This is a genomic window from Cryobacterium sp. TMB3-10 (assembly GCF_004402305.1).
GTDB classification, from domain to species: Bacteria; Actinomycetota; Actinomycetes; order Actinomycetales; family Microbacteriaceae; genus Cryobacterium; species Cryobacterium zongtaii.
Genome location: NZ_SOGH01000031.1, coordinates 288,199 through 300,380, shown reverse-complemented (window position 1 = coordinate 300,380; position 12,182 = coordinate 288,199). Strand labels below are relative to the sequence as shown.

Below are 12,182 nucleotides of genomic sequence, written 5' to 3'. Positions count from 1 at the left end.
CGCTTCCGCAGGGAGTTGGACTTGGGGGCAAATCTTGCTTTTCCAGGCCTCGGCAAGAACAGCAACTTACGAAGAAGTGAGGCAGCATGAGCATCCAAACGGCCAGTTCTGATCTGAGAGCATTCGCCAAGAAGCCGCTGAACCGGAGGTCCTTCCTGGGCTTCGTAGGTGCCGGAGCGGCCGCAGCCACTCTCGCCGGCTGCAGCACAGGAACGGCCAGCACGTCGGGCGGCTTGTTCAGCGCCGAGGACATCGCCGGCGTCATCCCGAACTACTATCCGGTGGACTTCGCGGTCCCGGACCTGGTCAGCGTCAACGGCTCCACCGCCGGCTACCTGAAGCTGCCCACCACGCTGCGCAAGTCCGTGGCGAAGGTACCGGGCGCCGGCGGGTCGTACACCGCGCTCTCCCCGGCCTGGTGGACCATCCCCAGCTCGAACAACGACTACTTCAAGGCCGTGAACAAGGAACTGGGCGCGACGATCAAGTTCCAGGTCTCCGACGGCAACACCTACGGCGAAAAGATCCAGGCCGTGCTCGCCTCGCCGAACAACGTGCCGGACATGGTGGTCATCCCGTCCTGGAACCTGCCGCCCAAATTCGACCAGGCCGTCACCTCCCTGTTCGCCGACCTCAGCCCCTATCTCGCCGGCGACAAGGTGAAGGACTACCCCAACCTGGCCAACATTCCGACCGACTCGTGGAAGTACTCGGTCTTCCAAGGCAAGCTCTTCGGGCTTCCGTACCCGGGTGAGGTCATCCAGAACGCGTTCTTCTACCGCAAGGACATCTTCGACGAGCTCGGCCTGCCGCTGCCCACCGACGCCGAGAGCTTCATCACCATCCTCACCGAGGCGACGGATGCGTCCAAGAACCGCTGGGGTGCCGATGACCTGTGGAACGCCGGTCAGATCATGTTCGGCGTGCCAGACAAGTGGACCGTCGCCGACGGCAAGCTGGTGCACAAGTTCGAGACCGACCAGTACCGCGAGGCCCTGGACTGGCTGACCCGCCTGTTCAAGTCCGGTGCGGTGCACCCGGACGCCATGGCCGGCAATGACCAGCAGGCCAACAGTCGCTACGAGGCCGGGAACACTCTGGTCAAGAGCGACGGCGTGGGCGGCTGGGCCGAGTCCCTCGCCAGGGTGCTGCCGTCCAACCCGGGTTACAACACCCAGGCCATGGACTTCTTCGCGGCCGACGGCGGCGACCCCACCCTGTACAAGGGCAGCCCCACCAACATCTTCAGCTTCATCAACAAGAAGGCCGACGAAAAGGCCATCAAGGAGATGCTCGCCGTGGCCGACTTCATCGCGGCACCGTTCGGCACCGCGGAGTACCAGCTCCTCAACTCCGGGGTTCAGGGCACCCACTACGACCTGGACGCGAACGGCGCCCCGGTGCTCAACGCCAAGGGCCAGGCCGAGGTCACCTCGACCTACTCGTTCCTGGTGCACCCGCCGGTCGTGCAGGCGCACGTGGAGTACCCGCAGTTCGTGACCGACTACTGCAACTGGAGCGCCCGGATGAGTGCCTTCGCGGCCGACCCGGTGCTCTACGGGGTGCAGATCCAGGAACCGGCCAAGTTCGGTTCGCTGGGCAAGCCCTTCGACGACCTCAAGGCCGACGTGGCCAACGGGCGCAAGGAACTCTCGGCCCTGGACGGCGCGATCGAGACCTGGAAGTCCAACGGTGGCAACGAGCTGCGCAAGTTCTACCAGAAGTACCTGGACGCGTAGGCCGGGCCGATGACCTTAACCGACGAGCGGCGCCCCACTCCGGAGGCGCCGCCCGCAGACCCCGCCACCCTGAAGGCCGCGACGGCGAAAAAGCGGAAAAAGCGCCGCGCCCTGTTCAAGCGCGACCGCACCCTGTTGATCATGGTGCTGCCGGCGCTGCTGCTCACCGCGTTGTTCGCCTACGTGCCGATCGTCGGCAATGCGATCGCCTTCCAGGATTACTCGCCCTACGTGGGAGCGTTCGAGAACCCGTGGGTCGGCTTCGCCAACTTCGAACGGGTGCTGGCCGACGAGGCCTTCTGGTCGGCGGTGCGCAACACCCTCACCATCACAGCGTTCCAGCTGGTCTTCTTCTTCCCGGTGCCGATCATGCTGGCGATCCTGTTGCAGGGGCTACTCAGCCCGCGGGTGCGGTCGCTGTTCCAGTCGATCGTCTACCTGCCGCACTTCCTGTCCTGGGTGATCGTGATCTCGATCTTCCAGCAGATCCTCGGCGGGGCGGGGCTGCTCAACCAGTTCCTGCGCGACAACGGCATCGAGGCGGTCAACCTGATGACCCAGCCAGACACCTTCCTGATCCTGGTCACCTCTCAGGCGCTCTGGAAGGACGCCGGCTGGGGAATCATCGTGTTCCTCGCCGCGCTCAGCGCCATCGACCCGAGTCAGTACGAGGCTGCGGCGATGGATGGCGCCGGCCGGCTCAAGCGGATGTGGCACATCACCCTGCCCGCCCTGCGGCCGATCATCATCCTGCTGCTCATCCTGCGCCTGGGGGATTCCCTCACCGTGGGCTTCGAGCAGTTGCTGCTACAACGTGACGCGGTCGGAGCGGGTGCGGCGGAGGTGCTGGACACCTTCGTCTACTACTCAGGCATCCAAAACGGCGACTGGAGTTACGCCGCCGCCGCAGGCCTGATCAAGGGCGTGATCAGCGTGATCCTGGTACTGGGCGCCAACAAACTCGCGCACCTATTCGGAGAAGCCGGGGTCTACCAGAAATCATGAGTATCACCACCAAACCACGCGCCTCAGCGCGCTCCCGTCCTCCCCGGGTCATCCGGCCCGCCTGGGAGGAGCCCCGCGCTCCGCTCGAAGCCGGTGCCCGCGGCATCGTGCTCTTCGGCATGGCCGCCCTGATCGTCATACCCCTCTACATCGTCGTGCTCACCAGCTTCTCCTCGCAGGCCACCATCACGGCGGCCGGCGGCATGGTGATGGTGCCCGGCGAGCTCACCTTCTCCGCCTACGAACAGATCCTCTCCGGCGGAGTGGTCACCCGGGCCGTCATGGTCAGTGTCGGCATCACCGCGGTGGGCACCCTGATCAGCCTGGTGGTGTCGGTGATGGCCGCCTACGGGCTCTCCAGGCCCGGCTCATACGCGCACCGGCCGATCCTGTTCTTCCTGCTGATCACCATGTTCTTCGGTGCGGGCATGATCCCCAGCTACCTGCTGGTGAGCAACCTGGGCCTGATCAACTCGTACTGGTCGCTGATCCTGCCCAGCTGCATCAGCGTGTTCAACATCTTCCTGATGCGCGGCTTCTTCATGGGCATCGACCAGTCGATCATCGACAGCGCGCGCATCGACGGCGCCGGCGACTGGCGTATCCTCACCAAGATGGTGCTGCCGATGTCACGCTCGGTGATCACCGTGATCGGCCTGTTCTACGGCGTCGGCTACTGGAACGCGTTCTTCAACGCCACCCTGTACATCAACGACAGCGAAAAGCTGCCGCTGCAGGTGATCCTGCGCTCCTACGTGCTCCAGGGCGTCTCAGTGCCCGGCCAGGTGAGTGTGGGCAGCGGTGAGGTCGCCACCCTGGCGGTGCAGATGGCCGTCGTGATCATCGCGCTGGTGCCGGTGCTGATCGTCTACCCGTTCCTGCAGAAGCACATCAGCTCCGGAGTCATGATCGGCGCCGTCAAGGGCTGATTCCAGTACCCAGCGCCCGGGCGGCAGCCGGCCGGGCGCTGGGTATTCTTAGCAGTGACGCACTGACGGCTCCATCCAGGTATCAGAGGACGCATGGCAACTATCAACGACGTAGCCCGTCTCGCCGGGGTGTCGATCAGCACGGTGTCGTACACGCTCAGCGGCAACCGCTCCATCGCCGAGTCCACCAGGAACCGGGTGGTCAGCGCCATCCAGGAGCTCGGCTACCGGCCCAATGCCGGGGCAAGGATGCTAGCCGGCACCCGCACCCGCATCTTCGCCCTGACCGCCCCGGTGCGCCCCGACACCCAGGCCGGGGTGCTGATGTCCTTCGTGCTCGCCGTCGCCACGGCGGCCCGCAAGATCGACTACGACGTGCTTCTGCTCACCGCCGACGAGGCCTCCACCGGGCTGGAGCGGGTGACCTCGAGCCGACTCGCCGACGGCATCATCGCGCTGGATGTCTCCCTGGACGACGAGCGGATGCCGCTGCTGCGCGCTCTCAACATCCCCGCCACGGTCATCGGCGTGCCGGCCGACACCTCCGGGCTGGTCTGCGTCGACCTGGACTTCGAGGAGGCCGCGCACCTGGCCGTCGGCCGGCTCGCCGACCTCGGGCACCGTTCGATCGGACTTCTCGGCATGTCACGCCTGACCTATGACTGGGGTGCGAACTACCCGCTTCGGTTCCGGGACGGGTTCTTCGCCGCGTCTGACGACCGTGACATCGCGACGGCCTTCGTGATGCCGGACGGCGACATGGACAGCATCCGCCGCGGTATCGACGAGCTGTTCAGCGCCATGCCGACCATGACGGCCCTGGTCATGCACGCCGGCGAATCCGTGCAGGTCACGGTGCTGGAGATCCTCGCCGCCCGGGGAATCTCGATTCCCGGCCAGCTGTCGGTGATCTCGGCCTGCGCGGTCTTCGACACCTCGGCGTTCAGTCCGCCGCTGGACGAGATCCCTTTGTCCGCGGAGGACTCCGGAGTACGTGCGGTGGAACTGACCATCCGCCAGATCACCGGCGACCGAACCCCGCACGTCGACCTGCTGCCGCCGCGTTACGTCGAGCGGGGTTCGACCGGCCCCGCCCCGGTCCGCGAACCGTGAGTAAAGCCCCAGAAATCGAGATTCTGGGGCTTTTTCTCACAGGTCACGAGGGGTCAGCGGGGGTCTTGCCAGGAGTGCTCGGGGGAGTAGCCGAGCAGGCGCCGGGCCTTGTCGATGGAGAGCAGGGTGTCGGTCCCGGGGACCAGGCGGGTGAGCTGCACGTTCGGGAAGACCTCGGCGGCGAGTTCGGCGCTGGGCCGGCGCATCACGGTGTCCGCGGCGGCGATGATGAAGCGTTCGAAGCCGGGCGGGGCGGTCTGCAGCGCCTTGAGCACGGCTTGGGCACCGTCGCGGCCGTCGATGTAGCCCCAGAGGTTCCACTTGCGCAGCGTCGCATCCGTCTGGAACCCGTCGAACCTGGCATAGTCCTCCGGGTCCATCACATTGGAGAACCGCAGCGCCGTGATCGAGAGCTCGGGATCCCAGCGCACCAGCTCGATGGCCATCTGCTCCTCGAGGTGCTTCACCAGCGAATATGTGCTCTCCGGCCGGGCCGGGTACTCCTCGTCGACCGGGATGTAGGGCGGGTCGACGTCGAACGGCAGGCCGAGCACCGTCTCGCTCGACGCGTACACGATGCGCTTGATGCCATTGCGGCGGGCGGCCTGGAACACGTTGTAGCTGGAGAGCATGTTGTTGTGGAAGGTGGCGACATCGGGCGCCAGGCCCGGCGCCGGGATTGCGCCCAGGTGCACCACGGCGTCGAAGCCGTTCACCTGGTCGTTGACGCCGGCGAAGGCGTCGACCACCTGTCCGAAGTCGGTGAGATCGATGCGCACGAAGCCGGCTTCGCGGCTGCCGGCCAGGTCGAAGTTGATCACGTGATGGCCCTCGGCGCGGAGCCGGGCGAGCACGGTCCTGCCGAGCTTGCCGCTTCCGCCGGTGAGGGCGATTCTCATGCTGGGGAATTCCATGGACTTCCTTGTCTGGGTCGATTTGTAGCGTTCTGCAACGTATCACGCCGGGTCGGGGGAGATGCCGGGTATTCTGGGGGCCAGAGTGACTCACGCTCGCAGAATCGGGCGTCAGCCAGACGGAGGAACCGTGCAGGGCAGCAGCCATGACGACGTGCGCAGACACAACCTGTCTGTGGTGTTGCGACTCGTGCACCGCAGTGGGGCGGCGTCGCGGTCCCAGCTGACCAGGGTCACCGGACTGAACCGGTCCACCATCGCCGCCCTCGTCGCCGAGCTGGTCGATCGCGGGCTGGTCGTCGAGCGCGAACCGAGCTCCACCAATCAGGTCGGCCGGCCCAGTCCCATCGTCAGTGTCAGCGAGCAGGTCGTGGCGCTCGCCGTGAATCCGGAGATCGACGCCGTCACCATCGGCATCGTCGGCCTCGACGGTCAGGTGCACCGCCGGGTGCGCTACCCCACCGACCAGTCCCCGAGCGTGCTCGAGGCCGTCAACATCGCCGCAGCCGTGATCGACGGCATGCGCGGCGAACTCGAGGCCAGGTTCAAGGTCGTGGGAATCGGCGTGGCCGTGCCCGGCCTGGTGCGCGCCCACGACGGACTCGTACGGCACGCGCCGCACCTGGGCTGGATCGACGAACCCCTCGCCGAAATGCTCGAGGCCGCGACTGGCTACCCGGTTCTCGCCGCCAACGACGCCAGCCTGGGCGCCATGGCCGAGCGGTTTTTCGGCGCTGGCAAGGGCATCACCGATCTCATCTACCTCAACGGCGGTGCGAGCGGCATCGGCGGCGGCATGATCGTCGGGGGTGCGCCTGCCGGCGGCATCGCCGGATACGCGGGCGAGTTCGGGCACACCAGGGTCAGTGACAGTGAACGGGTCGACTCCGCCGGCATCCGCGGCACCCTGGAGGCCGAGGTCACCCGGCGCGAGCTGCTCGAGGTGCTCGGCCTGGCCGGAGCGGATGCCGACGAGCTCGAACAGGCGCTGCGGGCATCCACGTCACCGGAGGTACGCGCCGAGGTCAACCGTCAGATCGACCACCTCGCGGTGGCGCTGGCCGGGGCGATCAACATCCTCAACCCACAGGTGGTGGTGCTCGGCGGGTTTCTTGCCGCGCTGCTGGCGGTGGATGCCGACAGGTTGCGCTCCGCCGTGGCGAAGCACTCGCTCGACGCCGCCTTCGGCACCGTGCGGCTCAGCGCCGCGGAGCTCGGTTCGAACCTGCTGATGATCGGCGCCGCGGAGCTGGCCTTCGAGGGCCTGCTCGACGACCCGGCCGGACTCCCGGCCACGGCGCCCGCCGGTGCGCCCGCCGAGTCTCCCTGACCCTGCCCCCTCCCTACCGGACCCGGGACGGACCAGGGTTCACCAGGCCGGGCGGATTCAGACGCACCCGGCGCCCGGGAACGTGCAGAAAAGGCCGGATCCGCGCAATCTTTGCCGGGATGCCGCTGAGGTGGAATAGAACCGAGCGGCGCACGCTTTTCGCTACTGGGCGATCGCCCGCACTCCTTTCGCACGACTCCGACCGAGGACTCTTCAACGTGACTACTGCCGTCATCCCCGTGATCTCTGAGGCGCAGCTCGCCTCCACCGCCCGGCACCCGGGTGACGCACTTTCCCGCGGGCAGCGCATCGTCTATATCATCATCCTCGGCGCGCTCACGGCCCTCGGCCCGTTCACCATCGACCTGTACCTGCCCGCGTTCCCCACCCTTGAAAGCGAACTCGGGGTCTCGGCCGCCGCCATCCAGCTCACCCTGACCGGCACCATGATCGGCTTCGGCTTCGGCCAGCTGATCGTGGGCCCGTGGAGCGACAAGGTCGGCCGCCGGTTGCCGCTGCTGCTGGCCACGGGTTTCCACGTGCTCGCCTGTGTCGGCGCGGCACTGTCGACCGAGATCGTGACGCTGGGCATTTTCAGGGTGCTGCAGGGCTTCGGCGCCGCGGCCGGCGCGGTGGTGGCCATGGCCATGGTGCGCGACCTGTTCGGCGGCAAGCCGCTGGTCAAAATGCTCTCCCGCCTGGCCCTGGTCAGCGGCCTGGCGCCGGTGATTGCCCCCGTCGTCGGCTCGCAGCTGCTGCTCGTGATGCCGTGGCGCGGCATCTTCTGGGTGCTCGCCGGTTACGGCATCGTGGTGATGGTGGCCGTCGCGATCTGGATCGTGGAAACCCTGCCGCAGGATCGTCGCACGGTGCCGGGCCACTCGAGCCTGGGCCAGCGCTACCGGGCCGTGCTCAGCGACCGCACCTTCGTGGGCGTCGCGATCATCGGCGCGATGACCTTCACCGGGCTGTTCTCCTACCTTTCCTCCTCACCGTTCCTGTTCCAGCAGGTCTACGAGTTCAGTGCCCAGCAGTACGGGGTGCTTTTCGCCGTCAACTCTCTCGGCATCGTCGTTGGCGTGCAGACCAGCTCGCGGCTGATGCACCGCTACAACGTGGGGCCGCAGAACATCCTGATCGGCGCCACCACGGTACTCGTGATCACGTCGGCAACGATTCTCACCCTCGACCTGCTGGGCGCGGGCCTGTGGGGCACCCTCATCCCGCTGTGGTTCTTCATCGCCGGTTGCGGGTTCACCTTCCCCACCGTGCAGGTCATCGCCCTCAACTCGCACGGCAGCGAGGCCGGCACCGCCGCGTCCGTGCTCGGCGCCGCCAACTTCGGCATCGCCGGGCTGATCTCCCCGGTCGTGGGCCTGCTCGGGGTCGGCACCGCCGTCCCGATGGCCTCGGTGATGGGTGTCTGCGCGATCATCTCCATCCTCAGCCTCTGGTTCATCGTGCGCCCGCGAACGGTGTCGGCGCTCACGCACTGACCCGGCTGCGGCACCCGAGGCCGCACTGCTCATCGGCCAAGCGGAGACTCGCCCGCTTTCGCTAGTTGCAGCGCCTGCTGCACTGGCGAATCCGGGCAACTCACCACTCGCTTCAGCAAGGCTGCCCCATTTTTGCTAGTTGTCGGGGTCGGGCACTAGCGAAAGTGGGCCAGTCATGGGGTGGCCGGGCAGGCGGGCGGTCCGGGGCAGGGCGCCCCGCCCGCGGCGTCCGATCTACCATGGGTTGATGGACCCCTCCCGAAACCCCGAGACTGAGCCCACCCCACCCGCCCCCGGCCGGGCCGAGGCCGCGGCGGATGCGCCCGCCCGCCGGGTCGCCCGGCGGTGGCCGCTGATCAGCGGTGCGGTCGCCGTCGTCCTCGCGTTCCTGCTCGGCGCCCTGATCCTCACCCGCGGCAACGGCCGCCCGATCGAGGCCGACGCGGAGTGGATGGAGGAGATCCTCGAGCACCGGTCCCCGGTCTGGGAGGTTCCGGCGCTGGTGATGAACTTCCTCGGCGCCGGCATCGCCGGGGTGTTCGTGATCCCGATCGCCATTGTTGTGCTCCTGCTCGTGTTGCGCCGGCCCTGGGCGGCCGGGTACTTCGTGATCGCCACCATCGTCAGCGCCGGTCTCGTCCAATTGCTGAAGACCCTCTTCGGCCGGGCGCGCCCCGAAGACATGTTGATCACCTCCGACTTCGGATCGTTCCCCTCCGGGCACGTCGCCAATGCCGCCACCATGGCCGTCGCGCTCGGGATCATCTTCCCGTGGCTGTGGGTGTGGATAGCCGGCGCCGTGTACACCGTCGCCATGATGGTCAGCCGCACCTACCTCGGCGCGCACTGGCTCACCGACACCATCGGCGGGCTGCTGCTCGGAGCGGGCGTGGCCGTGGTCCTGTGGGCACCGCTGGCCGCCAAGCTCGACGGCGAGAACACCATCGCCAGGCGGCGGGCCGCGTCGCCGAACGAGCGAACGCGCCCGGCACCCCGGTGACCCGCCGCGACCGACGAGCACCCACCCGGTCCGACGGATGACCGAACCCGGTACCGACGCGTCCGACCAGTTCGACGACTCGCTCACCAATCCCTCGGGCATCTACGTCTTACGCGAAAGGAACGTACCCGGCGGCCGCATGGAGGTCTCCGGGTACGCCAATTTCCAGGGCATGCGGCTGCGGGTGCGCGGTGTCAGCAGGGATGGCCGGGTCTCGGTGGCCGGTGACCTTCCGCTGTCCGGGGTGTTCGGGCGTGAACAAGACCCCCGGGTGGGCGTGGCGTTCGGCCGGGTGGACTTCGGTTGGCTGAGCCGATTCTGGCTGACCCGCACCACCAGCTTCGACCTGATCGACGAGACCACGCCGCAGCCCGGACTGATGGCATCCATCGGCGGGCTGACGGTGGGCCTGGTTGACACCGACGGCACCGTCAGCGCGGCCGGGGTGCCTCAGCTGCAGCTGATCTGGTTGGGCGCGGTCCTGCCCACGGGCGAGGGCTGGGCGCCGGATGGCTATGGCATGTTCACGAGGCTGGTGGACCGGAGCCTCGTCGCCGTGGTGCATCGGGTGGAGTGGACGGCGATCTGGCGGGATTTCACGGTGCAGATCGCCGCGGTCCGCAACGGGCGGGCGGTGATCTTCGTCGGGGGAGGCGGGGAGCCGCCGCTGAACGCGCCGGAGGTTGTGCTCGGAGGAGGCCACCGCACGAACGGTTGGTCTGCCGTGGTGCCGCTGGCGCAGCTGAGCCTGCGCGGCTGGACCCTCACCGAGAGCCCGTTGGGCGTCGGCGTCGTGGCCGCCTGCGTGGGAACGTTGCGCGGCCGCACCGCGTCGATGGTTCGAGTGGCGGGGCCCCATGTGGCCGGCGAGGAGCCGGTGGCTGCCCCGGGCAGAGCAATCGTCGTCAAGAAAGACCGGGGTGACACCGTGACCGACGAATTCGTCCTGGCCGCGTCTTCCCTGCACTTCTGGACGTGGCGGGTGACCGTCGATGAGAGCGAGGTATCCGACCTCCGGCAGGTGACCGCCACCACCACCTGGAACGGGCAGACTCATCCCGTCCAGTGGCGCGATGACGGTGCGGGACTTGTGTACCTTGACAGCTCCACGGTGGACATTGCGGACACAACCCCCTTCATCTACACGGTCCAGCCCATTGATCGGAGCGCGCTGCCCGTCGACTCCAGGGCGTTGTAGCCCCGACGAGCCCGGGCTCGCGGGGCACGGATGTTGGCTGTGGGGCTGACATTCGCGGTGGCCGCGCGCTAGCGTCGGGTCATGAGAATCCTCCTCGTAGGTGCGGGTGGCGTCGGTGACGCCTTCGCGAAGATCATTGCCCGCCGTTCCTTCTACGAGCACGTCGTGGTGAGCGACTACGACCTGGGCCGGGCGGAGCGCACGATCGCGTCGATCGCCGCCCGCCACGGCGGGGAGACCGCCGCCCGGTTCACAGCGGCGCAGATCGACGCATCCGACCCCGAGGTGGTGACCCGGGTGGCACGCGAGCACGGGGTCACCCACGTGATGAACGCCGTGGAACCGAAGTTCGTGCAGAGCATCTTCACGGGTGCGCTGGCCGCCGGCGCCGACTACCTCGACATGGCGATGAGCCTGAGCGAGCCGCATCCGACCGACCCGCACGCGCAGACCGGCATCAAGCTCGGCGACGACCAGTTCGAACAGGCGAGTGATTGGGAGACCAGCGGCCGGCTCGCGCTGGTGGGCATGGGCGTGGAGCCCGGCCTGAGTGACGTCTTCGCCCGGTACGCGTCCGATCACCTGTTCAGCGAGATCGACGAGCTCGGCACCCGGGATGGCGCCAACCTGGTTGTGCGCGACGAAGCCGGAAACGAGATCTTCGCGCCGTCGTTCAGCATCTGGACCACCATCGAGGAGTGCCTGAACCCGCCGGTGATCTTCGAGAAGGACCGCGGCTGGTTCACGACGCCGCCGTTCAGCGAGCCCGAGGTGTTCGACTTCCCGGAGGGCATCGGCCCGGTGGAGTGCGTGAACGTGGAGCACGAAGAGGTGTTGCTGATGCCCCGCTGGCTGGACGCGAAGCGGGTCACCTTCAAGTACGGGCTCGGTGAGGAGTTCATCGGGGTTCTGCGCACCCTGCACCTACTCGGCCTGGACAGTGTGGAGCCGGTGCGGGTGCGCACCGCGGACGGCCCGGCGATGGTCGCCCCGCGCGACGTGGTGGCCGCGAGCCTGCCCGACCCGGCCACGATCGGCCCACGGATGACGGGCAAGACCTGCGCCGGCGTCTGGGTGACCGGTACCGGCCTGGATGGCGCGCCGCGGGAGGTCTACCTCTATCACGTCAGCGACAACGAGTGGACGATGGCGGAGTACGACGCCCAGTGCGTGGTTTGGCAGACCGCCCTGAACCCCGCGATCGCCCTGGAGCTGCTCGCGACCGGAGTGTGGACCGGCACCGGGGTGCTCGGCCCGGAGGCGTTCGACGCGCAGCCCTACCTCGACCTGATGGCCGCTCCCGAACCCGCCGGCTACGGCCAGCCCTGGGGCTTGGAGGAACGTACCCCCGCCGCCTGACCCGCCCGGGCTCGCCGGCATCCGCAAGTCAATCGCAGCAGGCCGCGGATGCCGGGGCCGGGGCCGGTTCGGCGCCGCTGCTAGGGTGATCCCCTGCGG

At 67.8% G+C, this 12,182-nt stretch carries 10 protein-coding genes; 9 read left to right on the top strand and 1 reads right to left on the bottom strand.

All coding sequences use genetic code 11. The features are described 5' to 3' along the window. The first annotated feature begins 86 nt into the window (after positions 1–86). The 4 genes from E3T22_RS17490 (at position 87) to E3T22_RS17475 (ending at position 4,786) form a co-directional block, all read left to right on the top strand. Positions 87–1,739 carry an extracellular solute-binding protein gene (locus E3T22_RS17490; protein WP_103459697.1) on the top strand — a complete coding sequence of 551 codons (1,653 nt, stop codon included), beginning with the start codon at positions 87–89 and terminating at the stop codon, positions 1,737–1,739. 9 nt (positions 1,740–1,748) lie between these two features. Beyond that, a complete protein-coding gene (locus E3T22_RS17485; protein ID WP_134481086.1) occupies positions 1,749–2,744 on the top strand; it encodes a sugar ABC transporter permease in 996 nt (331 codons plus the stop codon). Continuing rightward, complete coding sequence (locus E3T22_RS17480) at positions 2,741–3,673, top strand: carbohydrate ABC transporter permease (RefSeq protein WP_103479835.1); 933 nt, start codon at positions 2,741–2,743, stop codon at positions 3,671–3,673. The genes E3T22_RS17485 and E3T22_RS17480 overlap by 4 nt, the downstream gene beginning before the upstream one ends. 93 nt (positions 3,674–3,766) lie before the next feature. Continuing rightward, positions 3,767–4,786: a LacI family DNA-binding transcriptional regulator gene (locus E3T22_RS17475; RefSeq protein ID WP_103459700.1), complete on the top strand. Its 1,020-nt coding sequence runs from the start codon at positions 3,767–3,769 to the stop codon at positions 4,784–4,786. Positions 4,787–4,839: 53 nt separating this feature from the next. Here the strand turns inward: E3T22_RS17475 and E3T22_RS17470 are convergent, their stop codons facing one another. Then, on the bottom strand, positions 4,840–5,685 hold the full coding sequence (locus E3T22_RS17470) for an NAD(P)-dependent oxidoreductase (RefSeq protein ID WP_134481242.1): 846 nt from the start codon (positions 5,683–5,685) through the stop codon (positions 4,840–4,842). A gap of 145 nt (positions 5,686–5,830) precedes the next feature. Here E3T22_RS17470 and E3T22_RS17465 point away from each other — a divergent pair, with 145 nt between their 5' ends. From E3T22_RS17465 to E3T22_RS17445, 5 genes are all read left to right on the top strand, one after another. After that, positions 5,831–7,030, top strand: a complete 1,200-nt coding sequence (locus E3T22_RS17465; protein ID WP_241983722.1) for an ROK family transcriptional regulator — start codon at positions 5,831–5,833, stop codon at positions 7,028–7,030. A gap of 218 nt (positions 7,031–7,248) precedes the next feature. Beyond that, the gene (locus E3T22_RS17460) at positions 7,249–8,526 is read left to right on the top strand and encodes a multidrug effflux MFS transporter (protein ID WP_241983721.1); all 1,278 of its coding nucleotides are present in this window, start codon (positions 7,249–7,251) and stop codon (positions 8,524–8,526) included. Positions 8,527–8,773: 247 nt separating this feature from the next. After that, on the top strand, positions 8,774–9,526 hold the full coding sequence (locus E3T22_RS17455; protein ID WP_134409188.1) for a phosphatase PAP2 family protein: 753 nt from the start codon (positions 8,774–8,776) through the stop codon (positions 9,524–9,526). A 37-nt stretch (positions 9,527–9,563) separates the two neighbouring features. Beyond that, a complete protein-coding gene (locus tag E3T22_RS17450) occupies positions 9,564–10,724 on the top strand; it encodes a hypothetical protein (RefSeq protein WP_134481087.1) in 1,161 nt (386 codons plus the stop codon). A gap of 81 nt (positions 10,725–10,805) precedes the next feature. Then, positions 10,806–12,083, top strand: a complete 1,278-nt coding sequence (locus tag E3T22_RS17445; RefSeq protein WP_134481088.1) for a saccharopine dehydrogenase family protein — start codon at positions 10,806–10,808, stop codon at positions 12,081–12,083. Positions 12,084–12,182: the final 99 nt, after the last annotated feature.

What these genes read in the sequence shown, in the direction of transcription:
- E3T22_RS17455 (WP_134409188.1), top strand. Translation starts at nt 8,774, where the DNA reads ATGGACCCCTCCCGAAACCCCGAGACTGAGCCCACCCCACCCGCCCCC.
- E3T22_RS17475 (WP_103459700.1), top strand. Translation starts at nt 3,767, where the DNA reads ATGGCAACTATCAACGACGTAGCCCGTCTCGCCGGGGTGTCGATCAGC.
- E3T22_RS17450 (WP_134481087.1), top strand. Translation starts at nt 9,564, where the DNA reads ATGACCGAACCCGGTACCGACGCGTCCGACCAGTTCGACGACTCGCTC.
- E3T22_RS17485 (WP_134481086.1), top strand. Translation starts at nt 1,749, where the DNA reads ATGACCTTAACCGACGAGCGGCGCCCCACTCCGGAGGCGCCGCCCGCA.
- E3T22_RS17470 (WP_134481242.1), bottom strand. Translation starts at nt 5,685, where the DNA reads ATGAGAATCGCCCTCACCGGCGGAAGCGGCAAGCTCGGCAGGACCGTG.
- E3T22_RS17480 (WP_103479835.1), top strand. Translation starts at nt 2,741, where the DNA reads ATGAGTATCACCACCAAACCACGCGCCTCAGCGCGCTCCCGTCCTCCC.
- E3T22_RS17445 (WP_134481088.1), top strand. Translation starts at nt 10,806, where the DNA reads ATGAGAATCCTCCTCGTAGGTGCGGGTGGCGTCGGTGACGCCTTCGCG.
- E3T22_RS17490 (WP_103459697.1), top strand. Translation starts at nt 87, where the DNA reads ATGAGCATCCAAACGGCCAGTTCTGATCTGAGAGCATTCGCCAAGAAG.